The sequence below is a fragment of the uncultured Nostoc sp. genome (assembly GCF_964245445.1).
Taxonomy (GTDB): domain Bacteria; phylum Cyanobacteriota; class Cyanobacteriia; order Cyanobacteriales; family Nostocaceae; genus Nostoc.
Genome location: NZ_CAXTNE010000013.1, coordinates 35,125 through 56,631 on the forward strand (window position 1 = coordinate 35,125; position 21,507 = coordinate 56,631).

General features: G+C 41.0%; 22 protein-coding genes. 11 read left to right on the forward strand and 11 right to left on the reverse strand.

What is annotated here, in order from left to right:
• Positions 1 to 42: 42 nt before the first annotated feature.
• Complete coding sequence (locus ACFE90_RS03990) at positions 43 to 984, reverse strand: hypothetical protein (RefSeq protein WP_375497932.1); 942 nt, start codon at positions 982 to 984, stop codon at positions 43 to 45.
• Between the two features lie 612 nt (positions 985 to 1,596).
• On the opposite strand from ACFE90_RS03990, the gene ACFE90_RS03995 reads away from it, so the two are divergent.
• Together ACFE90_RS03995 and patX are read left to right on the forward strand one after the other, a co-directional pair.
• Positions 1,597 to 3,495, forward strand: a complete 1,899-nt coding sequence (locus ACFE90_RS03995; protein ID WP_375497934.1) for an FAD-dependent oxidoreductase — start codon at positions 1,597 to 1,599, stop codon at positions 3,493 to 3,495.
• A 143-nt stretch (positions 3,496 to 3,638) separates the two neighbouring features.
• The gene (gene patX / locus ACFE90_RS04000; protein WP_375497936.1) at positions 3,639 to 3,800 is read left to right on the forward strand and encodes a heterocyst-inhibiting protein PatX; all 162 of its coding nucleotides are present in this window, start codon (positions 3,639 to 3,641) and stop codon (positions 3,798 to 3,800) included.
• Between the two features lie 833 nt (positions 3,801 to 4,633).
• On the opposite strand, the gene ACFE90_RS04005 is transcribed toward patX, so the two are convergent.
• On the reverse strand, positions 4,634 to 5,692 hold the full coding sequence (locus ACFE90_RS04005) for a class I SAM-dependent methyltransferase (RefSeq protein ID WP_375497938.1): 1,059 nt from the start codon (positions 5,690 to 5,692) through the stop codon (positions 4,634 to 4,636).
• Between the two features lie 436 nt (positions 5,693 to 6,128).
• Here ACFE90_RS04005 and ACFE90_RS04010 point away from each other — a divergent pair, with 436 nt between their 5' ends.
• Entirely contained in the window at positions 6,129 to 6,329 is a 201-nt protein-coding gene (locus ACFE90_RS04010; RefSeq protein ID WP_100899525.1) for a hypothetical protein, read from the forward strand.
• A gap of 120 nt (positions 6,330 to 6,449) precedes the next feature.
• Here ACFE90_RS04010 and glnA read toward each other — a convergent pair whose 3' ends face one another.
• Complete coding sequence (gene glnA / locus ACFE90_RS04015; RefSeq protein WP_375497940.1) at positions 6,450 to 7,874, reverse strand: type I glutamate--ammonia ligase; 1,425 nt, start codon at positions 7,872 to 7,874, stop codon at positions 6,450 to 6,452.
• Between the two features lie 358 nt (positions 7,875 to 8,232).
• On the opposite strand from glnA, the gene apcB reads away from it, so the two are divergent.
• From apcB to ACFE90_RS04035, 4 genes are all read left to right on the forward strand, one after another.
• Complete coding sequence (gene apcB / locus ACFE90_RS04020) at positions 8,233 to 8,742, forward strand: allophycocyanin subunit beta (protein ID WP_375497942.1); 510 nt, start codon at positions 8,233 to 8,235, stop codon at positions 8,740 to 8,742.
• Between the two features lie 171 nt (positions 8,743 to 8,913).
• Positions 8,914 to 9,108, forward strand: a complete 195-nt coding sequence (locus tag ACFE90_RS04025) for an element excision factor XisI family protein (RefSeq protein ID WP_375497944.1) — start codon at positions 8,914 to 8,916, stop codon at positions 9,106 to 9,108.
• A 252-nt stretch (positions 9,109 to 9,360) separates the two neighbouring features.
• Entirely contained in the window at positions 9,361 to 9,795 is a 435-nt protein-coding gene (locus ACFE90_RS04030) for a DUF29 family protein (protein ID WP_375497946.1), read from the forward strand.
• Positions 9,796 to 10,614 carry a TlyA family RNA methyltransferase gene (locus tag ACFE90_RS04035; protein ID WP_375497948.1) on the forward strand — a complete coding sequence of 273 codons (819 nt, stop codon included), beginning with the start codon at positions 9,796 to 9,798 and terminating at the stop codon, positions 10,612 to 10,614.
• On the opposite strand, the gene ACFE90_RS04040 is transcribed toward ACFE90_RS04035, so the two are convergent.
• Positions 10,611 to 10,868, reverse strand: coding sequence for a Calvin cycle protein CP12 (locus tag ACFE90_RS04040; RefSeq protein WP_334851146.1), 258 nt, complete (start codon positions 10,866 to 10,868; stop codon positions 10,611 to 10,613). The two genes, ACFE90_RS04035 and ACFE90_RS04040, sit on opposite strands and share 4 nt — an antisense overlap.
• A 414-nt stretch (positions 10,869 to 11,282) precedes the next feature.
• Entirely contained in the window at positions 11,283 to 12,629 is a 1,347-nt protein-coding gene (locus tag ACFE90_RS04045; protein WP_375497976.1) for a GTP-binding protein, read from the reverse strand.
• 789 nt (positions 12,630 to 13,418) lie between these two features.
• On the opposite strand from ACFE90_RS04045, the gene ACFE90_RS04050 reads away from it, so the two are divergent.
• Positions 13,419 to 13,706, forward strand: coding sequence for a hypothetical protein (locus tag ACFE90_RS04050; RefSeq protein ID WP_375497950.1), 288 nt, complete (start codon positions 13,419 to 13,421; stop codon positions 13,704 to 13,706).
• A gap of 170 nt (positions 13,707 to 13,876) precedes the next feature.
• Here the strand turns inward: ACFE90_RS04050 and ACFE90_RS04055 are convergent, their stop codons facing one another.
• The 5 genes from ACFE90_RS04055 to ACFE90_RS04075 all read right to left on the reverse strand — a co-directional run bounded on the left by ACFE90_RS04055 (position 13,877) and on the right by ACFE90_RS04075 (position 17,061).
• Positions 13,877 to 14,023: a hypothetical protein gene (locus tag ACFE90_RS04055; protein ID WP_375497952.1), complete on the reverse strand. Its 147-nt coding sequence runs from the start codon at positions 14,021 to 14,023 to the stop codon at positions 13,877 to 13,879.
• 4 nt (positions 14,024 to 14,027) lie between these two features.
• Positions 14,028 to 14,198 (reverse strand): hypothetical protein, encoded by a 171-nt coding sequence (locus tag ACFE90_RS04060; protein ID WP_375497954.1) that lies wholly within the window; start codon positions 14,196 to 14,198, stop codon positions 14,028 to 14,030.
• 511 nt (positions 14,199 to 14,709) lie between these two features.
• Positions 14,710 to 15,447, reverse strand: a complete 738-nt coding sequence (locus tag ACFE90_RS04065; RefSeq protein WP_375497956.1) for a hypothetical protein — start codon at positions 15,445 to 15,447, stop codon at positions 14,710 to 14,712.
• Positions 15,448 to 15,585: 138 nt separating this feature from the next.
• Positions 15,586 to 15,918 (reverse strand): hypothetical protein, encoded by a 333-nt coding sequence (locus ACFE90_RS04070; protein WP_375497978.1) that lies wholly within the window; start codon positions 15,916 to 15,918, stop codon positions 15,586 to 15,588.
• 126 nt (positions 15,919 to 16,044) lie between these two features.
• A complete protein-coding gene (locus ACFE90_RS04075; protein ID WP_375497958.1) occupies positions 16,045 to 17,061 on the reverse strand; it encodes a metal ABC transporter substrate-binding protein in 1,017 nt (338 codons plus the stop codon).
• Positions 17,062 to 17,207: 146 nt separating this feature from the next.
• Between ACFE90_RS04075 and ACFE90_RS04080 the strand changes: the two genes are divergently transcribed.
• Together ACFE90_RS04080 and ACFE90_RS04085 are read left to right on the forward strand one after the other, a co-directional pair.
• Entirely contained in the window at positions 17,208 to 17,978 is a 771-nt protein-coding gene (locus ACFE90_RS04080) for a metal ABC transporter ATP-binding protein (RefSeq protein WP_375497960.1), read from the forward strand.
• A 52-nt stretch (positions 17,979 to 18,030) separates the two neighbouring features.
• Positions 18,031 to 18,882 carry a metal ABC transporter permease gene (locus ACFE90_RS04085; RefSeq protein ID WP_375497962.1) on the forward strand — a complete coding sequence of 284 codons (852 nt, stop codon included), beginning with the start codon at positions 18,031 to 18,033 and terminating at the stop codon, positions 18,880 to 18,882.
• Positions 18,883 to 19,019: 137 nt separating this feature from the next.
• Here the strand turns inward: ACFE90_RS04085 and ACFE90_RS04090 are convergent, their stop codons facing one another.
• Positions 19,020 to 19,454 (reverse strand): hypothetical protein, encoded by a 435-nt coding sequence (locus ACFE90_RS04090; protein WP_375497964.1) that lies wholly within the window; start codon positions 19,452 to 19,454, stop codon positions 19,020 to 19,022.
• A gap of 113 nt (positions 19,455 to 19,567) precedes the next feature.
• Here ACFE90_RS04090 and ACFE90_RS04095 point away from each other — a divergent pair, with 113 nt between their 5' ends.
• Positions 19,568 to 21,421 (forward strand): S8 family peptidase, encoded by a 1,854-nt coding sequence (locus tag ACFE90_RS04095; protein WP_375497966.1) that lies wholly within the window; start codon positions 19,568 to 19,570, stop codon positions 21,419 to 21,421.
• The last annotated feature ends 86 nt before the right edge of the window (positions 21,422 to 21,507 follow it).

A 21,507-nucleotide genomic window follows, 5' to 3' on the forward strand; every position in this document is an offset into this window, starting at 1 on the left:
TCCTAACTCTTGTACAGACGCGATTCATCGCGTCTCTAACTCCTAACTCTCGTTCTTCGCCTCAAGTAATTTAGTTGGTTCTCCAGTCGAACCATATAGCTCAACATATCTTTTAAACAGCAATGCAGTCTCGTGATTTGAAGTCCTACTTAAATTGAATAAACGCCCTATATTTTTATCAGTTAAAGCTCTTAGATACGGCAAATCTTCAAATAGTGTCAAACAAGAAGCAAAATGCAATATTATTTGTAATAATGGCTTTGGCCACTCTAAATCACTATAAATATCTATAAAGAAGTGATGCTCAAAGTCATTTAACGGAAAAGCATGAAATATAACAATTATCCTTTTGTTATTGTAGACTGGAATACTCAGTTCAACAGTGTAAGGAGTATGTAATATTAAATCCACCTCTACAATCGGTTGACGCCAAATTCTCAAAGCATTACCTGGCGAATCTAATATTGTTTGGAATTTGATTATTCCACCTGTGCTTGTGGGCTGAAAGTGGCTAATTTGAAAAATCTTCAAGTTATTAAGGCTAAATCTATGAACTGTTTCTAAATGCCTTAAATTTAATAAATGATAAATTTGGCAAATATAAGGGAACGGTAAAATATACTCCTGGCTAATCATGTGGAGCTTTTTTACTTGAAGCTTGTTAGCTTGACTACGAGTAAGATATTCTTGATATTCGTTGGGGCCTAAATCATTGCTGTTAAAGCTTTCATCAGGCTTGAGATATAGCCAACTCAGAAAAAAGAAAGAGGCTGTAAGTAGCTGAAATATTTCTATAGGAGATAAATAACCATTAGCAAATGCAGCTATGCTTCTATCGGTTATTCCAAAAAGCCAAGATGGAATACCAAATAGCCAGATATTACTTTTGATTTGATCTATAAAAAGTGCTACATCAACATTTGAGACATTCCTACTTTTATTTATACTTAATTCATCATTATTTTTAAAGCAATTAGTAAACATAATATTTTGATTAATTACTTAATACTAGTGAGCCATAAAACTTATATTTATATTAAGTTTAAATACAAAATATAGTGACAACCTCTATCTTTAGCTGTATTTACAAGTTGTATTTATTCATACCTGTTTAATATCAAGTTCTCATGAGTCTGACTAAAAATATCAAGCTCTTATTAGATGTAATCCCAAATCCTATGCATATCCAGCCAGAATAAAATTATTTGTAAGTCTTGTCATTAAAGGATTTGATATTGACTTCTCTGATGCATAAATTAAAAATAACAACTTTGCTAAAATCTTTCTGCTAGCTGAGTACAAAACTTGAAATTATCTCATTTTTCCAAAATCAGTATATCTAGCTAGATAAAAAAGTTGATTTTTCCTGACAATAAAGGATGCCGTACTCTCGGCGGTAATACAATGCCAATTAGTTCAAGTAGGGAAACCCGCCTACACGACTGGCTCCCCTACCTGTCTTTTCACGCAATCAAATAGAAACCCTATATAGGACTAATATCTATTTGGGGATTTTTGCGTAAGTCCTGATAATTTATCTTGTTTGATGCCAAGCTATCTGGGGAGAATATGTCAAAACTCCAGTGAGGTTAAGCAATGGTTAATCAGACATACACAGCTGATGTTTTAGTTGTCGGTGGGGGAATCGGTAGCACTGCGGCTGCTATCCAAGCGGCGCGACGGGGAGCCAAAACGATTCTAGTGAGTGAATTTCCTTGGTTGGGGGGAATGCTAACTTCGGCTGGAGTATCCGCACCCGATGGCAACGAATTAGAAGCCTTTCAAACGGGATTATGGGGTACGTTTTTGCAGGAATTGCGACAACGACAGCCCGGAGGATTAGATAACAGTTGGGTAAGCTTTTTTAGTTACGATCCTCAGATTGGGGCAGAGATTTTTGCAGATTGGGTGCAGGAATTGCCAAATCTGCACTGGATTTTTGGACAAGTGCCAATAGAAGTGTTTCGCCAAGCTGATTCTATTACTGGTGTGCGCTTTGCTGATTTTGCTGTCACAGCCAAAATTATTCTCGACGGCACAGAATTGGGAGATTTATTGGCTTTAGGTGAGATACCCTATCGCTGGGGCTGGGAATTGCAATCTGAGTGGGGAGAACCCAGCGCCCCAGTGGCTTTTAACTCTTTCACCAAAAGATATCCAGTGCAAGCGCCTACTTATGTAGTGATTATGCAAGACTTTGGTGAACCGATGTCTACAATGGGCATAGCTGCGGCACCAGAAATTCTAGCTGCGCCTAACTATAATCCATCCCAGTTTACAGGCGCTTGGGATGGCTATGGAGCAGAGACATTTTTGAATTATGGACATTTGCCTAGTGGACTGTTTATGATGAATTGGCCAATCTGTGGCAATGACTACGGCGAAGGAGTAGGGCGATTGATAGAGTCAGATGTATCCAGAAGTGAATTTATCCAAGAATCTCGCTGGCACAGCCAAAATTTTGCCCATTTTATCCAAAATCAGCTTGGTCGCCGCTATGGTTTAGCAGAAAAAGTATTTCCTCACACCCCTACAGCTTTTGCTCTGCATCCCTATTACCGGGAAAGCCGCCGCTTAGTGGGGCTAACTACTGTCCGAGAACAGGATATTTTGCCGATCGCTGGAGGTAGAGTTGCATCTATATATAATGATGCGAGTACTTATGTACCACTTAGTGGAAGCAAGCTACCCGAAGCGTCTTTGATAGGAGAAGCGGTCGCCCTACAGCCCTTCGGGCATCCTACGGCAGGCGTTTGCGAAGCAATCGCAGTTGGTAACTACGCTAATGACCATCATTATCCTGGTATTCAATTCCCACTACAACCGAAATCTATCCGTTGGGGAGGACGCTGGACTGGAACTCCTTTTACAATTCCCTACAGTTCTCTCATTCCAGCCACAACAGATGGTTTCTTGGTTTGTGAAAAAAATATTTCTGTCTCCCACATTGCCAATGGGGCCACTAGATTACAACCTGTGGTTATGGGCATTGGTCAAGCAGCAGGGATGGCAGCAGCGATGTGTGTTGAGTTAAACTGCCAACCGAGGGATTTACCTGTTAGGGCGCTGCAAATGGCTTTATTGGAAGATAATCGCTCAAAAGCAGCAATTATTCCTTTATTTAATCTTCCACCCAATCATTCGGATTGGCTGCACTGGCAACTGTATTACTTAAATAACCCACAAGCCTATCCAGCTAGTGGTGATTGCCCTTGCCCATCGTGGAATCATTACCCTGACTCTACTTTGGGCAAGGGATTAATTCGGGAAAGTAACTGTTTCCAAGGCATTTTTTATCGCTTGGGTCAGCAGGAATACAGATTCACTGTCACAGCACCAGCCGCATATCAAGGACAAAATTGGCAGCTTGTGACTTTGCGATCGCATATCGACGAGCAATTACGCGCTTATCCTCACGAACAATTAGTTACATTGTGGGGTCATCAAAACCACTTTGGTAATTGGTTATTAGTCGAACACTTGAACGGAGGATAAGAAGAGTTTATTTTCAGTAAAACAGAATACTTTTTGAAGAATTGTCCGGATATTAATCAAAGAGCTAAGTATCAGTGAAGTGGAGAGTTCCAAAATAGACATCTGCTATGCGTGCTGCCATTTCTCTTTTAGTCTCGAGTCTGATGTTCGGCCCCTTAGCTTCTAACTACCAAGCAATGGTCAATCACTTATCCTATGGGCTGCCTTCTACGCCTGCTTCGGAACAGTGGGTCTCGGCGGCATCTGAACAAGCTTCAGATGATGCGCCACGTCATCGCGGTAGTGGGCGCAGAGAAGTGACGTAAAAATCGGAAAATATCTATGTTGTGGTTTAACTACCGTAGGGTAATGCCTTTTTTTTCAAAGAAAACAAAGTACCAGAAAACAAAGTGTGTGCTAACATCGGTTACACAGCTTTTTTGGCAGATATATATACAGTTGACACACGAAAATCTTCAGCGATCGCTTAGTATTTCAACTGCAAGCTTTGTATATATAGTTAGCGTCAATCCTGGCGATCAAAACGCAAATTAAATTAAGCGCCTCGATTAACAGCATCACCAACTTCTCAAAAGTTACACAACTGTTGCTCATATTCGGTGGGAAGCTTTGCGTTTCAATCCTCAACTGTTATAAAAATAGATGTTACTTAGACTATGAGTTAATCTAAAGCACATCTAAATTCAGACATTTTGCATGTTGAGGAAACTAGTCTTAAAACAAATCCACTTTATTCCCAAATAGGTTTTCTCATACATTGAGTACCTGGCTATCTACATTAGGAAATAATTGATCTTCGCTTTGGCGTTTTTTGGCGTGCTTTGCCAAAGCATAAAATCTTTTGCGCTACATCTGAGCTTATCTAAAGCATAGATTCGCACAAGTAGTATAGGTTTATTGCACTTGGCAGCGAATCTTACTATTTTTGACTTTTTACTTTTAACTTCCCCAAAGGGGCTGACCTACTCTTGCCCCTGGTTGCTTCTTCTCACAGATGGCTCCGGACGAAATAAATATTAAGAAGGATCTGCTCGCTCCTCTTAGTCCTCTTAATTATTCTACACCCAAGGGCAGATGCAAAATTTTGCATTTGCCCTTTTTAGATAAAGTTTACTTAAAGAAAATGTTTGAGAAGGTTTTATGCTGGCTTATGAGCAATGAAATATTTGCTCATAAAATGGACTTGCGTCTCAATATTCTCAAAGCCTACTCTCTGTAAACGTTCTAGTAAGTTATCAGTGGTGTAATGCCTGTAATATGGTTCATGGAAAGTTTCAGGGAAAGAATCCATCATATATTCCAACTCAGGTGAATCACTCAACTGAATTGAGTCACAGATAATAAAGACTCCTCCTGGTTTTGTTACCCGGAAGCATTGCTCAATGACTGTCTGACGCACAGTTGCTGGTAACTCATGGAAAAGAAAAACAGAAGTTACAGCATGAAAATAGTTATCTAGATAAGGTAACTCTTCGGCATTCGCTTGTAAAAGTTGCGGCAATTCTCCTGGAATTTGGGATAGTAGTTCATTTGCTTTACGCAAATAAGCTGGTGACAAATCTGTGCCAAACAGAGATGCTTGAGGTAAGGCTGCCCGAATCAACTTTAGAGTCCGCCCAGTTCCACAAGCTACATCTAAAATACGGGCTTGCCGTGGTGCAACCGAATCAATTGCTTTCAGTCCTTGCTTGAGGGGAGCGAGAATCCGCCGCCGCATTGGATCAGCTGCCCCACCAAAAAGAATTTCTACTTGTAAGTCATATAAGTTGGCTGACAACTGACTCAAGTAGCCATTACTTTGGTGATGGAAGTTCTGCACGTAGTAGCTGGGATAACCATCTGTATCAATTTCGGGCGAAAAATCTTGGTAATTCTGTTGTTGAACCCGCTCCCACATTTGAGGAGAATCTAGCCATAACAACGGATAGTAGCGGAAAAAGTCATCCCAAGGGTTGTCAAACAGTAAACTTTCCGGGTACACACCTTTTTGGGCATCTTGCCAGTCTGTTTCCAGCAACTGATTCAATCTCTGTTGAAGTTTGAGTAAAAGCTCATTCGGAATGGGTTTGGTCTTTTGTTCAAGTGTTGGATGCACCAGGTTCCTTAACCGTGAACTTAATATTTTGTGAGCCAGACCAAAGTAATTTTTGCTCTGCTGAAAGGTTTGATAAGTCAGCTTAGTTAAACTCTCAGGCATAAAAATAGTTCAAGTTTTGATACTTCTATATAAATAATTGTAACGAAAAAATTATTTACTGTTGGAAAGGTAAAGGCTCCCAGGTAAGACAATACCGTTCGGTTAAGGAATTTCTTGATTGAGGCAAAGGGACATGGTGAAGAAGACTTGGAGACAAGGGGAAAGACTTGTTGCAAGTTCTGTCACCTCTTGTCCCTTTGTTTCCTCTGCTTATCCCAACCGTATTGCCAGGTGAGACAAATCTTAAGCCAGATGATTTTAGCCATCAAAGGTAGATTAGGGAAGATTTTTCGAGCTTTCGGGAAAAATACCTAATATTGTCAGCAAAGGCAAATATAAACTTCTATAAAAAGTAGCTTATGTTACAGAATTTTTGCTATAGTAGTTTGTAAGAAAACGAAAAATTATATATTCACAAATAGAGAGGACTATGGTTATGTCTATCGCAGATAAATCTCGTGCGTTAATGGTGCGTGAACATCAGCAAGTCAAAAATCGCCAACAATCAATGCTGATGAGGGCTGCACAAGAGCTTGGTCTTCCTGAAGAAGCATCCCACTACTGGAACCCAATTCAAGGGAAGGTAGATGCTAACACTCGGATGATTTATGGGCCAAGTCATGCTTCCATGAGCTAAGTTTCAAGAGTTTTAAGATTGATTTTTGAGTGAATCTCTCAACTGACAACTCTGGAAAAAAAAGCCACCCTATACTCTGGGGTGGCAAAACTTATATATTTAGATAGATACGGTACTTAATTAAGCATCGTAATAGAGATAAAACTCGTAAGGATGAGGGCGCAGCTGTAACTGCTTGACTTCGTTACCTAGCTTGTAGTCAATCCAATTTTCGATAAAGTCTTCCGTGAACACGCCTGATTCGGTCAAGAAGGCGTGATCTTTTTCTAGTGCTTGCAACGCCAGTTCTAAAGAACCTGGAGTTGAAGGAACTTTTGCTAGTTCTTCTGGAGAGAGTTCATAGATATTCTTATCTAGGGGTTCACCAGGATGGATTTTGTTCTTGATGCCATCGAGACCAGCACAAAGCATTGCAGCAAATGCCAAGTAGGGGTTAGAAGTAGCATCTGGACAACGGAATTCTAAACGCTTGGCTTTGGGGTTAGTGCCAGATAAAGGAATACGGATAGAAGCAGAACGGTTACCTTGGGAGTAAGCTAAGTTTACTGGTGCTTCATAACCAGGTACTAAGCGCTTGTATGAGTTGGTGCTGGGGTTGGTAATTGCCAACAGCGCTGGTGCGTGTCTGAGAAGACCACCAATGTAGTACAACGCCATCTCACTCAAACCAGCATATTTATCACCTGCAAACAGAGGTTGGCCGTCTTTCCAGATGGATTGGTGACAGTGCATTCCCGAACCGTTATCGCCAAAAATTGGTTTTGGCATGAAGGTGACGGTTTTACCGTATTTTTTGGCAACGTTCTTGATGACATATTTGTAAATCATCAACCAGTCAGCCGCTTCGATTAACTTCCCAAAACGGAAACCTAGTTCGCACTGACCACCAGTAGCTACTTCATGGTGATGCTTTTCAATGGGTACACCTAGTTGTGCCATCGTCAACAGCATTTCTGTACGGATATCTTGGAAAGAATCCGTTGGTGCGACTGGGAAGTAACCTTCTTTAAAGCGTGGTTTGTAACCCAAGTTGGGTTTGTTATCTGTACTGGCTTTACCAGAATTCCAAGCACCTTCTTCAGAATCTAAGAAGTAGTAGCCTTCGTTGGCGGTTTGGGCAAATCTAGCACTGTCAAAGATAAAGAACTCAGCTTCAGGGCCAAAGAAAGCTGTGTCACCAAGACCAGTAGAAACCAGGTAATCTATTGCTTTTTGGGCAATAACGCGTGGGCAACGATTGTACCATTCACCCGTGCGGGGTTCCTTAATACTACAAATTATACTTAGCGTTGGCTCTTTCATGAATGGGTCGAACCAAGCAGTGTTGGGGTCGAGTACCATCGTCATGTCCGATTCGTTGATTGCTTTCCAACCCCGAATGCTGGAACCGTCAAAAGGTACGCCATCAGTGAATGCAGTCTCATCGATTTGGTTTTGGTACAGTGTGAGGTGTTGCCAAGTCCCTACTGTATCGATGAATTTGAGATCAATCAGTTCAATTTTTTCATCTTGAATTCTTTTCAAGACTTCTTGGGGTGTTGTCATTGTTACTCCTTCTCTACCAATTTCCTAAAGTAATACCAGAATCTTCCAAAGCATCCTAACCCTGCTGATCTCAATCAGGCCGTGACACACCAGAAATATCTTAAATAGTAGACATTAGCAGATTTTGTAGCTTCTGTTACAGATATCTGGATTATCAGGTTATATTAACCTTTCAGCAATCATCTGTATAAAACTGGAAAGTTCATCATATAGGGGTCAACTTTGGCATAGAATCCATAGATAGTGGATAAATTGTTTTTGTGCCGAATCTATTTTTAATAGCACAAAAATTTGCTGGTGCATAAGTGCAGCCAAATAAATATCAAACCATAAATAGTAATGATTGGGAGAAGAAGGAATGCGCGATGCGGTAACAAGTTTAATTAAGAATTATGACTTAGCTGGTCGGTATTTTGACCGGAATGCGATCGATAGCCTGAAGTCTTACTTTGACAGTGGTACAGCACGAGTACAAGCGGCGGCGGCGATCAACTCTAATGCAGCTGCACTTGTCAAGCAAGCTGGTTTAAAGTTATTTGAAGAACTGCCAGAATTGATTCGCCCCGGTGGAAATGCTTATACAACTCGCCGTTATGCAGCTTGTCTGCGGGATATGGACTACTATCTGCGCTACGCCACCTATGCGCTGGTTGCTGGAAACACGAATGTATTGGATGAGCGTGTACTACAAGGGCTACGAGAAACTTACAATTCTCTAGGAGTGCCTATTGGCCCTACGGTTCGTGGTATCCAGATTCTCAAGGATCTGATTAAGGAGCAAGTAGCAGCAGCAGGTGTGGTTAATACTACTTTTGTGGATGAACCATTTGATCACATCACACGCGAGTTGAGCGAACAGGATATTTAGTCATTCAAGAACAAGTATAAAATATAGCGATCGCACTTTTGTCTTTGTTGGGAAAGAGCGATCGCTTTTTTTGTGAACTCTACCAGGCGTTGAAAAGGCTGTACAAAGCGTTCTCAATAGCATAAAAATAAACCTAATTGTCTTTGACGAGCAACTAGAAAGGATTATCAGATGGATAAGCTAGCTCGGTATCGTCAGATTATTCGTCAGCTGATATTTGACTACGCTATTCACAAGCCTGCTAACGGTCAAATAGAGACAGAATCCGTCATTGACTCGGAGCCAGACCTCTACGAAGTGTTATATGTCGGTTGGGATGGAGTGCGCCGCGTACATGGTTCGGTGGTAATTGACAAGAAATACTAAATATGAATAAGTTTAAAAACCACATCTTTTGTAAAGGTACAGCATGGTCTATTTACGATCGCAGGATAATTAAGAAAAGCCTGAAATAACCTATTTTAGTTAATGCACATCACGATGCATTTGTAGAGTACGTAAGTCCTATGGCTAAAAAATGTATGTGATCCCTCATAGAGGAAATGCATTAGCTTATGTTCTCCGAATTAGAACCGTCATAAGCCACAATAAAAGTTGCCGATGTTTGAGGCGCTGATTATGGAAGAATTATTAACCCTAAAAGACTTGCTTGTTAAAGGCGATGTTCAAGGAGCATTGATTATAGTTGAAGAATTAACAGAAATGAGCCGAAATGACATAATCAAAACGATTCGTAGCTATGCAGTGATTTTGCTGTTGCATCTGATTAAACAACAAGCTGAAAATCGCACGACTCGCTCTTGGGAAGTCTCTATTCGGAATTCAGTTCGGGAAATTCAACGGGAAAATAAGCGGCGTAAAGCGGGGGGTTATTATCTCACGCCAGAAGAATTGTTAGAAATCTTAGTAGAAGCCTATTTAAATGCCATTGATGAAGCTTCCTTAGAAGTAGAAGAAGGTCGTTATGAAGTCCAAGAATTAGAAAAACTGGTTAACCAAGAAGAAATTATCAATCGTGCTTTGTGTTTAATCTTACCAGGAGAGTCTAATTAATTGGCTAAACAGCGACTCGACACACTATTAGTAGAGTTAAATTTATGTTCTTCTCGCGCTTTAGCACAACGGCTAATTCAGGCGGGAGAAGTTACTGTTAATCAGCAGTTAGTTGATAAACCTGGTACAGAAGTTGATATTACTGCTCAAATAAATATTAAAGAGCGATCGCCTTTTGTTTCTAGAGGCGGCGAAAAACTCTCCAAAGCTTTGTCGGTATTTGCCATTCCCGTAGCAGAACGCATTTGTTTAGATGGTGGGATTTCTACTGGTGGTTTTACTGATTGTCTTTTACAAGCTGGAGCAAAACTAGTTTACGGCATTGATGTTGGTTACGGACAAGTTGACTGGCGGTTGCGAAATGATCCACGGGTGATTTTGCGGGAACGCACCAATTTACGGCAACTACGACCAGATGAGTTATATGGTGAAAACGACCCGATTCCTGATTTGGCAGTGGTTGATGTATCGTTTATTTCTTTAACGAAGATTCTGCCTGCTTTGTGGCAACTAACTCAAGCTAAACGAGAAGCTGTATTGTTAGTCAAGCCACAGTTTGAAGTCGGCAGATCGCGTGTGGGTAAAAAAGGTGTTGTGCGCGATCCAAACGACCAAGCTGATGCCATTTTCCAGGTGTTGCAAACAGCCCGCGAATTAGGATGGAAATACAAAGGCTTAACTTGGTCGCCGATCACTGGCCCTGCTGGGAATATTGAATATCTTTTGTGGTTGGGAATGGAAAGTGAAACGCCACCACCTGATTTAGAAGCAATCAAGCAAATAACGCAATCAGCAACAGCTGATTTACGGAGAAGTTAAACGTCGTAAATTAGACATTCTACAGAATCTGGATGGCGATCGCAGTAATTTTCCAAAGAGGTTTTCTTTGATTTTGCTTGCTGTTGATCAGCTTTCTCAGCTTGTAATTCTTCTACAATGTCCCAGGCTACAGCACAATCAGCAGAATTGCCATCTAGCTCACAAGTTGTGCGGGCTTCAGTAATGGCGTCAGTAATGGCTTGTTCAATATTTGCTGCCCCAGCAGTTTCAAATGAGTTTAGGGTACTTGTCATGATACTTTTACCTTTAATTTACAGAGATAGATATTAACTGTGAGCTTTCAATGACCCGAAAAGCTCACCCTCCGGGTGACGCTCCTGCGTCGCTAACGCTGCGTTAACGTCAGTCCCTCTTTGTTGGAGCAACAAGACAGGCCTTGCTCACATTTCCAGTTTAGATAGGCTTCCCACAATAGGTGGTGGTAAACACCGCCATCTTTTTAGCAAATTTGAGTGGGAATTCCCCTCTTATCATCTTTGATTCAAAAAGCTAAGGGAATTTCACTAGGCGGAAGTTACTGCTAGTGATGGTCATGTTCTCAGTCTTGCATCCCAAATTCGGAATGTCAGTCAATTGTCAGAAGAGTTTGATAGAAGTTGATAATCACTTATAAAAGGCAACAAAAGGGAAACAATTTTTATTTATTCTCAATACTTTATGCCTAACTCTTGTCGCAAGCGATACAGAATTGTATTTTTGTCAACTTGAGAGAGAATTTCTTGAATTACACTGCTAGCGCCCAACTGTCCCCAAGTGCAACCTTTTTCGAGATACACCTGAGCGGCTTTGCCAACGGAGTATGCACCATAACCGGCGATACCAGCTTGAGCGATCGCACTGCCAGCAAAGGCAGTAATATTGCTAGGATTGTCACCACTGGTTATTGCAGCAGTACTTTTACCCAAACCCAAAAGCAAACTACTACCTAATTCTCCCAGTAGCAAGCCACCAGAACTAAATAAAATCGTTTTTAAAATTTTCCCGGCTTCGTAGCTAGTCATTGGCAAACCATACAATCTAGCTAGGGCGCGAATTAAAGCCAAATCGGCAACAGTTCCGCCAAGGATATCTAAAAAGGCGATGGGATTGAGCATTACTGCCAAAGCTTTGTATTTGGTAAATTGCCAAATGATATCTTCAGCTTCTTGTTCGCGTAAGTCGATGGTTTTTTGAGCGATCGCGGCTTCTGCATCCCGTGCTTGGATGAGTGCATTTAAAGCCAGAAGCGATCGCCCTTCTCGATTGAGAATATTCAGAATTGTTTCTTTGAGTTCGTCTACTTGCGGTGGTGGTATCTCCCATTCATAGCTGACACGCCCATCAGGCCACTCTACCCGCACTTCCATTGCTGCTGGTTCCGCCGCCACCATGACAATTTCATCAGGTAGTAGAGGTTTCGCTTGAGGATGTCCTGCACCTAGTTGTTGTAAATTTTGGTAAATCACTCCCTGGTCTGTATCTGGGTAAAGGTCTATTTTGTTAAATACTAAAATCAGGGGTTTTTGCGATCGCCGCAATTCCAGCAGTGCTTGATACTCAGTGCGTGTTATATCACCAGACACGACAAACAAAATCAAATCAGCCTGATGCACGACTTCTCGCGCCATGTCTGCCCGTGACTCACCCTCAATTTCATCTAATCCGGGAGTATCAATTAACTCTACTAGTACCTTACCCCCTGGCTGCCAACGGACGGAACGGGGCCATTGAGTGACACCGTTCAGGGGCCCAGTTTGCAGAATCTTCTCTCCAAGTAAGGCATTCAAAACTGCCGATTTCCCACGACTCACCAAACCAAAGGCAGCAATTCTAATGACGTTAGAATCCAGCTTATTGAGTGTGAAGTTCAAAGCTTCCAATTCTGGTTTTAACAAACCTGCCAATTCCGGGTTGGATGAAAGCTGTCCTGACTTACGAAGATATGCATACCAAGACAGCGCTTGTCTGAGACTGGCACGGGCACGATTTAAGTGAGTTTCTTGCAGATTTCGCACGGAGTTAGGTTGATTCAAGATTGGACAAACAACAGGCTACATATCCATTTTGATCTAATTCCAAGGCTGTTAGCCTGTTTTGTCTTTCTTAGGTAATTATTTTGATGATTTACATACCTTTTAATGCAATGTCCATTCAGAACATAGGATCGTGTTCATTATCCCAACACTTGCGATCGCGCCAGTTTCTCCCAGTATGTTCACATTCAGATGCATTATCTATCCAAGGAATCGATGTAGAGTAATGCGAGGTTCCAATGGAAGCGGATAAGCTAGCAGTGAATAAAGGTAATAATAAGGAAAAAATTATCAATGTACAATTCGGTAGAACTATTAAATATCCACTGAGCAGTACAATGTTAGTAGGTGTCAAAAAATTTCTGCATATTTTATTATTTCTTTTGCTATTTTTTAAACTGGTTTTTGAATCCGAGAAAAGCATAATGCAGCCCTATTAATATCAGGTTATATAGCAATTCCATTTGATTTTTCACAGCAAAGCTGACTGAGAGCTAGCCGAATTAGGTTTTAGCTATCAGTATATTTAGCAAAAATCAAATAGGAATCCTATCTGAGTACGAATTTTTACGTAAGAATATTATTGAAGCTATATACTTTAATGTCAAAGGTGCAATTGACGACTTTTTACAAGTTTTAATTTATGGGCACTAAAAAGTATTTTTAATGAAAATATGTTGAAGTTTTAGCAATCGCCCTTGCCTGAATCCCGGCGAATTTAACTCATAGCCTTCCACCGCCGATGCTGGATTGTTGTATTGCGATCGCCTTTTGGGTAAATACGAAATTTTACTTACCGTCGCAGCCTTTGGGCCCCAAAAGCATGATTTCGGATTCGCTGCTGAGTGTATACCTAATTTGGTTAGCAAAATTTTGCGTCATGCTGACAGTATAGAGAGAGGTAAGAAAATCGGCGAGGATAAATTAAATTATGTGTTTTGTAATGTAAAAATATTAAAATTTGCTCTTAGTCAGCGTTTCAGCCCTCTGGTACGTCCTATACGCGAACAAGATAGGGCTGGAGCCGCTCACTACAAACCTTTAATTATTTACGCTTAAATGTTACCAAAAATACTTTTCAATCCTCTTAGGCTACGGACAAAAAAAACCGAGTTTTCACCAGAAAAAATAGGAAACGAAGTTGCAAAAATTCGGAGCAAAATAAATGCTAATACAAGTATAGATTCTGATTTAATTTAGAGTGTATTCCAATGGAGAAAAAAATATCTTTAACCTACAGCAGGCTGCCGTCGATGCTGTAAAAACCACTCATACAATTCTGGATTATTATATGTCTGCGTCCAAGAGTCGTGCTTGACTTCTGGGTAAACTGTAAATTTCACATTCCCGTCGCGGGCTTTGAGTGCAGAAACCATGATTTCAGTACTCGCTTAAGGGAACAACATTATCTTTGGCTCCGTGAAATGCCCACACAGGAAGATTTTTCAAATTACGTGCTGCTTGTGAATTACCACTGCCACAGATAGGGGTGATCGCAGCAAATCGTTCTGGCTGTGCTACTGCTAAATGCCATGTTCCGTAACCACCCATGCTTAAGCCGGTCAGGTAAACTCGATCTAGATCAACAGGATGGGATGCAATAACCTCATCCAGAAGGGTGCTTAATCGCTCTACATTCCAATATTCACCGTGCGGACATTGGGGTGAAATGACAATAAAGGAAAATCCAGGTGTTGTTCTACAATCTTGGCAACGCCGTACTTGTTCACATCATCTAAGTTAGAACCTCTCTAACCCGCACCATGTAAAAACAGGATTGTTGGCAAAAGTAGCTGTTGTATTTCGTTGCGATCGCCTCCGTCTGGGATACTGTTGGCGAATATAATACATAGTTGTGTTTTCAAGTATTATTTAAGCTCAAACCTTCAATCTGTCGTTGCGGCTTTTAGTTGTAACACTTTTGTTTATGCGTTTGTAACTACTTTCGCCAACAGTATCCGTCTGGATGTATTCCATCGGGTAAGAATAGCAGGTAATTGTAGCTGTCGCTAGAACTGACTTGTCATTGTAGTGGCGGCATAGCATTAAAAATTTTGTTAGTTCAATTTTTACGAACAGCTATTGTATAGCTTGGTCGCTGTGTTGATTCCCGTTGAGTTTTAACTAACCGAAAATCATTATCTATATATAGATGTTCTAAAAAAGAAGTAGCTAGGTAAGCTTTTTCAAATTTCTTGACAGTATTTCTGTCCATATCTTTTAATTTGAGTTCTTCTCGTAAATCTATGGTTGGCGCTGCTTCCTTAAATTTAGATTCGACTGTTGTTGTAAACCACTCGTCTGCATCGTCAATTGTCAATGGAATTTCTCTATTCTTCAACGCTTGGAATATTCCAATATTTTTAATATCCCATTGCTCATCTCGAATGGAATACTTTTGCAACACCATTAAGTCGTAAGCTGGTAGCTTTGATGTTAATCTTTGCCAAAAACCAGACTGATGTCCTGGTGCATAACGGGCTATATTTGCATAGAAACCATTATTATGAAAAATTTGGTAAGACTGCTCGTGTATCCTACCAAGTAAAATATCTTGAAAAGGTATAGTAGACCATATTGGCATCCATACTCCCGTGACAATCGCCACTTGGTCTGCAATTTTGCCAAAAGGGTTACGTCGGCTTAACTCTGCAAAATATGGTGCTAATTCATTTTTATAAAATTCTACTTTGGCTTTTAACGGCTCTAGATCGCGGTCCTTGACAAGTTCTAAAATTTTATTTTTAATTTCTGGCGTACTCCAATATACCAACTCTTTGGTAGTTGTGACATTTGCCATTACCGTTTATCCTGGGAAAATTTCCAGCTTTTGATTGCGTCATTAATAGACTAACTTGCTCAAAGAAGACATATACGGGGACGCAAAGAAATAACTCTCCCTATCCCTGTGTCCCCGTGTCTTTTTAGTGAAGGGCTACTACCAAATCCGATTTCCATTTTCGTCAAGTCGTGCTGCCCGAATTACGTCAGAAATCTCTTCAGCATCTTTTACGTGGTGCAGTGCTTTTTTTGTGCCATCGGGTTCATCTACAACGAAATAAGTCGGGACTGTGATCTTGTCGCCTGTAATATCTGGTACATCATCCACAGCTACTTGTTTAGCTTTTTCTTCAACAGATTGAGACTCATCAGCGATTCTATCTCCTGGATTCGCTGTTAAGTTTCTTTCATTGACGTTCGGTTCTTGGCGTAAATGTGTATCTTCACTTACTGGTTGATTAATTTGATTTTCTTGATTTTTATCACTCATGGCTTTTTCAGGTAGGGAAAAATCTAGCTTTACTAAAATTTTAGAAAATCGAGGGGACAAAGAGTTCTTTCTCTGGAGAGACTTTGAGAAGAACACGTCTTAGGTTAGATATTTACTATGATGAATTTACTTCTTTAGTTTAAATGGGGTATATTTCCCCCCCAATGCTTCTACAACTGTACGGGTATTCACCTCCATCATTTTGATATAAGAATCTCCTGGACTTCCATTAGCGCCAATTGAATCAGAATAGAGTTGATTTGGTGCTAATTTTACCCCTGCTTCTTGGGCAACAGTTTTAATTAAAGCCGGGTTAATTGTAGTCTCAGCAAAAATTGCAGAAACGCCTATTTTTTTAATTGACTCTACCAATCGCTGGACTGTTTGAGCGCTTGGTTGTTCTTCGGTACTAATGCCAATTAAAGTACCTGCGATCGCAATCCCATAGGCATGTCCATAATATTGGAATGCATCATGGGTTGTTACCAGTTTGCGCTTCTCTGTGGGGATAGTTTGAATCTGTTGATTAATCCAACTATGCAACTGTTTTAATTCATTAGTAACTTGCGATGCCTTTTGAGTAAATTTTTCTCTATCTTCAGGTGATTCTTTAATCAAAGCATCCCGTATTACATTCGTCATTGCGATCGCATTTTCTGCACTACCCCAAACGTGCGGATCTGGGACAACTTCTCCTTTGCCTTTATCAAGCTGCAAAGATTTGACAGCTTCCCCTACAGCTAACTTTTGCGCCTTACCACCAGAAGCATTCATCAATTTAATTAGCCCCGGTTCCAGGTTATAGCCGTTATACAAAATCAAGTCAGCTTCTTCCAAAACCCTGCTGTCTGCTGGTACTGGTTCGTAAACATGGGGATCAGTACCCGGTTTTAGGATTCCACTTAGTTGAATCTCGTCTCCTGCAACCTCTTGTGCCAAATCAGCAATGATGGTACTTGTTGCAACCACTCGCGGCTTATCTTCCTTGGCAGTGTTGGAGTTTGAGTCTTTCTGGGTACAACTGAATAAAGCCAAAGGCACAAGCATTCCCAAACAAAGCCGGAAAATAATTTTTCCCTTGATCCTGCTGATTATTTCCTTGCCGTAAGGATTACTGCTGTCTATCTCTAGTATTAGTTTCATTTATCTTGCATATTACATCTAATTATAGATTTTTTCATATTTCTCTCATTTTTATAGTAAGCTCAAAAAATAAATATTTAAATCTGATTATGAAAAACGTCTCTTTTCCTGCCAAATTAAGCCTATTCCAGACAAAAATAGAGGAAATGCCTGCAAAAACTATCAAAGCTTTTGACACGAGTTCCAAAGCAGCAATTAGCATTGCCCATTTAGGGGTATACTACCGGACACAAGAAGCCTTAAGGGACGTCAACTGCATCGTCAAAGCGGGAAAACTGACGGGTATTTTTGGCCCCAACGGTGCTGGCAAAAGTACGCTGATGAAAGCAATGTTAGGCTTGGTTCCTGTTAGTAGTGGTACGGTGCTATGCCAAGGCAAACCCTTGATGCAACAACTAGATAAAGTTGCTTATGTACCACAACGTAGCCAAATTGACTGGACTTACCCTGCCACAGTGTGGGATGTAGTAATGATGGGACGGGTAAAGAAAACAGGCTGGTTGCGTAGCTTCTCGACAATTAGCCGCCAAGTAGCGAAAAATGCCATAGAAAGAGTTGGGATGAGCCAATATTGCGATCGCCCCATTGGACAATTATCAGGAGGACAACAACAACGCGTATTTTTAGCCCGTGCTTTAACACAGCAAGCAGAAATCTTCTGCTTTGATGAACCTCTAGTAGGCATTGATCAAAAAACCCAGGCAGTGATTTTTGAAGTCTTCCATGAACTGGCCGCCGATAACAAAATCGTGCTAGTAGTCAACCACGAATTAGGGGAATCAATCACCCATTTTGATGATTTAATATTACTAAATCGTGAATTAATCGCCACAGGTTCACGGCAACAAGTACTTACACAAGAGAATCTACATCGTGCTTATGGTGGTAAAGTAATGTACTTTTCAGACGCTGCATAAAATGTCATTGGGTATGAGGCATTAATGAATGATAAATGATAAATGACAAAATATGTTACAAGCATTAATTGAGCCGTTGCAATACGGCTTTATGCAGCGATCGCTGGTGATTGCTATTTTAGTTGGGATGTTGTGTGCAGTCGTAGGCAGCTACTTGATCGTACAACGATTAGCCTTGCTGGGTGATGCCATCAGTCACTCAGTTTTGCCAGGACTAGCGATCGCTTTTATGGTGGGAGCAAATATATATATTGGGGCATTTATAGCCGGAGTTTTGAGTACAATGGCGATCACTTGGATTAGAGTGCGATCGCCAATTAAAGAAGATGCGGCAATGGGCATAGTTTTTTCAGCATTCTTTGCCCTTGGTATCACCTTAATTACTGTTATTCAAAAAGATAATAAAATCGACCTTAACCACTTCCTTTTCGGTAACATTCTTGGTGTTACTATTGATGAAGTACGGGATACTGCTATTATTGCCACTATTGTTTTAATAGTTGTTCTTTTACTATATAAAGAGCTTTTATTTTACACATTTGATCCTTTAGGCGCTCAAGCCGCAGGTTTACCCGTCAATCGGCTGAACTTTGGACTGATGGTACTAATAGCTTTAACAATAGTCGCCAGTATGAAAGCTGTTGGTGTCATTTTAGTATTATCACTTTTAATTACACCAGGAGCTACCGCCTATTTATTAGTTAAACGCCTCAACTATGTAATGATTTTGGGTGCGGTAATTGGCGTAATTTCTAGTATTAGCGGTATGTACCTCAGCTACTTTTATAACTTGCCCTCTGGGCCTGCGATCGTTTTAGTAGTATCGGGATTCTTTATTTTGGCGTTGTTATTCAGTCCTAAATACGGTATTTTTACCTTAAGCAGTAGAAAGCTCACACCATAATCTTTGAATAACGCTGATTTTCCGGCATGTAGAGACTTAATCTAACTATTACAGCACAGCGTAAATAAACATACAATTTCAAATGATGCAAAAGCTTGGAATACAATTCTTTGACTTTTGACTTCCGCCTGGCGGTACTACTGATTCGCTTGCGATCGCAAACTTTCTAACGCCCCCTGCAAAAACTTACCCCATTCTGCTGCCAAAGGGATTTCTGTAAACGGAACCCGCACTGAATCAGTAGATTCGGAAAATAGAAATTCTAACTCTATAGAACGACCTTTTTCTGGTATACTCTCTAAATCTACTTTTTTGTCATCTACTAAAAGATATATTTCTTTAACATCAAGCAAAGAGAATGTTTCTAGTTTAACAGGCCCTTTAGGCGTGGGTTTTCCCCAAGTTAGGTTGTTGCCTCTTTGACCTAATACAGCGTAGATATCATACTTAGCCCGTTCAAATTGCTCTGCCCAAGCGCGATAGGCTTCAACTTTTTGATATTCCTTCGAGCCTTGCCAAGCCAACCAGAAAAACATTACTAATAACGGCAACCACAAAAGACCACGTTCCATTGTTTAAAAAATTCCTGAGTGCAACTTGTAACTAAAAGTGCAAAATCCACCACTAAAGGATAGAGATAAGTTATGGTAGTGAGCAAACTGGCAAAAAGCGGTGATGAGTTAATATGAGAAAGCTTATATTATTGTGCTTGTTTGTCATTGGGCTAGGATCTGCCATATTTGGTTTCCTGAATTTCCAGGGATTGGCAGCTAAAGGAGAGTTTGAGACGATTGTGCTTGATTTTCGGGAAGATATTCCATCACTGGTTGTGGAACAGGATCTGCAAGCGATCGCCAAACAATATAACGTTACACCCCAATTAGACAACAAGTTTTCCAAAAAAGATAATGTCTATATTATCAAGGGCGATCGCCAACGGCTCAAAGAACTGAAAAAATCTCAGTTTGCCCAAGCGACAGAATTCATTGAACCAAACTATATCTACAATAAGATTCCTCAACCAGGTAAAGCCGCTTGGCTGGGAGAATTTTTGAGACCTCAAGAAGGTGATGATGAGACAACCCCTTCATTAATTGGCCCCAATGACCAATATTACAGCAAGCAGTGGAACTTACACAAAATCGGCATAGAAGGCGCATGGAGTCAAACTAAAGGCAGTGGTATCACAGTTGCAGTAATTGACACTGGTATTACCAAAGTGCGTGACTTGTATGAGACAAAATTCGTTAAAGGCTATGATTTCGTTAACGACCGAGAAGAAGCCACAGACGATAATGGTCACGGTACCCATGTTGCCGGAACTATAGCCCAAGCCACAAATAACAAATATGGCGTAGCTGGAATTGCTTACGAAGCCAGTCTGATGCCGCTAAAGGTACTTAGTTCTTATGGTGGCGGTACTGTAGCCGATATTGCCGAAGCGATTAAATTTGCTGCTGATAAAGGCGCAGATGTGATTAATATGAGCTTAGGGGGTGGCGGTGAAAGCAAGTTGATGAAAGAAGCGATCGAGTATGCCCATAGAAAAGGCGTAGTTATCATTGCCGCAGCCGGAAATGAAAACACCAATGGGGCAAGCTATCCAGCCCGCTATCCTTACGTCATTGGCGTTTCCGCAATTGGCCCAGATGGTGAAAGAGCGCCCTATTCTAACTTTGGCGCTGGGGTAGATATCTCTGCTCCTGGTGGTAGTGAAGCTGGTAAGATTCTCCAAGAAACTATCGACGAAAAGGGCGAAGGGGTATTTCTGGGCTTCCAGGGTACAAGCATGGCTTCTCCCCACGTTGCTGGTGTTGCGGCATTAATCAAAGCTGCTGGGATCAAAGAACCAGATGAAGTCTTAAAAGTCCTCAAGCAGTCGGCGCGAGTTATCCAGGATGATGGTTTGAACTATTATGGCGCTGGACAACTCAATGCCGAAGCAGCAGTAAAACTAGCCTTTAGTGGACAAATCAGTTTTCCAGATTTCTTTCGATGGTTACGAGATAACGGTTATCTTAACCCCGGCTTTTGGATTGATGGTGGTGCAGTAGCACTGTTACCCAAGGTTTTAATGGTAGTTGGTTCCTATCTACTGGCTTGGTTTTTACGGGTTTACTTCCCCTTCACTTGGAGTTGGTCTTTATTTAGTGGACTAATCGCTGGCAGTTCCGGGTTATTCTTCCTCAAAGGAATCTATATTTTTGATCTTCCCCAATGGCCTTTCCGGGTTTTGGGCAGTTCAATTCCCGAACTAGGAAATACTCTCCAGGGAACCGATGCATTAAATCCCCTATTTGCCAGCGTACTGATTCCCATTGTGTTAATGGCATTGCTGCTGGGACATCCTAGTTGGAGATGGTTTGCCATTGGTTCAACCTTAGGTGTAGCAGCGTGCTTGACAGTAAGTGCGTTTTTCGATCCAGCAGTTATGGGTTTGGGAAGTGGTCACTTAGCACGCTTCTTCCTCATCGTCAATGCCCTAATCTGTTATGGACTTGCTCGTTTAGCATTGAAAAATGAAGAAAAAATAGCATAAATAGAGATTGAGTACTGGGGGTCGGGGACTGGGTATTGGGAAAATTCTTTTCTAATCCCCAGTCCTCAGTCCCCAGTCCCCAGTCC

Bases quoted from the DNA above. Each gene is read 5' to 3' on its own strand.
- ACFE90_RS04005 (WP_375497938.1), bottom strand. From the start codon at position 5,692: ATGCCTGAGAGTTTAACTAAGCTGACTTATCAAACCTTTCAGCAGAGC.
- ACFE90_RS03995 (WP_375497934.1), top strand. From the start codon at position 1,597: ATGGTTAATCAGACATACACAGCTGATGTTTTAGTTGTCGGTGGGGGA.
- ACFE90_RS04040 (WP_334851146.1), bottom strand. From the start codon at position 10,868: ATGACAAGTACCCTAAACTCATTTGAAACTGCTGGGGCAGCAAATATT.
- ACFE90_RS04075 (WP_375497958.1), bottom strand. From the start codon at position 17,061: ATGAAACTAATACTAGAGATAGACAGCAGTAATCCTTACGGCAAGGAA.
- ACFE90_RS04025 (WP_375497944.1), top strand. From the start codon at position 8,914: ATGGATAAGCTAGCTCGGTATCGTCAGATTATTCGTCAGCTGATATTT.
- apcB (WP_375497942.1), top strand. From the start codon at position 8,233: ATGCGCGATGCGGTAACAAGTTTAATTAAGAATTATGACTTAGCTGGT.
- ACFE90_RS04010 (WP_100899525.1), top strand. From the start codon at position 6,129: ATGTCTATCGCAGATAAATCTCGTGCGTTAATGGTGCGTGAACATCAG.
- ACFE90_RS04055 (WP_375497952.1), bottom strand. From the start codon at position 14,023: ATGGTTTCTGCACTCAAAGCCCGCGACGGGAATGTGAAATTTACAGTT.
- ACFE90_RS03990 (WP_375497932.1), bottom strand. From the start codon at position 984: ATGTTTACTAATTGCTTTAAAAATAATGATGAATTAAGTATAAATAAA.
- ACFE90_RS04060 (WP_375497954.1), bottom strand. From the start codon at position 14,198: ATGGGTGGTTACGGAACATGGCATTTAGCAGTAGCACAGCCAGAACGA.
- ACFE90_RS04070 (WP_375497978.1), bottom strand. From the start codon at position 15,918: ATGAGTGATAAAAATCAAGAAAATCAAATTAATCAACCAGTAAGTGAA.
- glnA (WP_375497940.1), bottom strand. From the start codon at position 7,874: ATGACAACACCCCAAGAAGTCTTGAAAAGAATTCAAGATGAAAAAATT.
- ACFE90_RS04095 (WP_375497966.1), top strand. From the start codon at position 19,568: ATGAGAAAGCTTATATTATTGTGCTTGTTTGTCATTGGGCTAGGATCT.
- patX (WP_375497936.1), top strand. From the start codon at position 3,639: ATGTTCGGCCCCTTAGCTTCTAACTACCAAGCAATGGTCAATCACTTA.
- ACFE90_RS04080 (WP_375497960.1), top strand. From the start codon at position 17,208: ATGCCTGCAAAAACTATCAAAGCTTTTGACACGAGTTCCAAAGCAGCA.
- ACFE90_RS04065 (WP_375497956.1), bottom strand. From the start codon at position 15,447: ATGGCAAATGTCACAACTACCAAAGAGTTGGTATATTGGAGTACGCCA.
- ACFE90_RS04090 (WP_375497964.1), bottom strand. From the start codon at position 19,454: ATGGAACGTGGTCTTTTGTGGTTGCCGTTATTAGTAATGTTTTTCTGG.
- ACFE90_RS04085 (WP_375497962.1), top strand. From the start codon at position 18,031: ATGTTACAAGCATTAATTGAGCCGTTGCAATACGGCTTTATGCAGCGA.
- ACFE90_RS04030 (WP_375497946.1), top strand. From the start codon at position 9,361: ATGGAAGAATTATTAACCCTAAAAGACTTGCTTGTTAAAGGCGATGTT.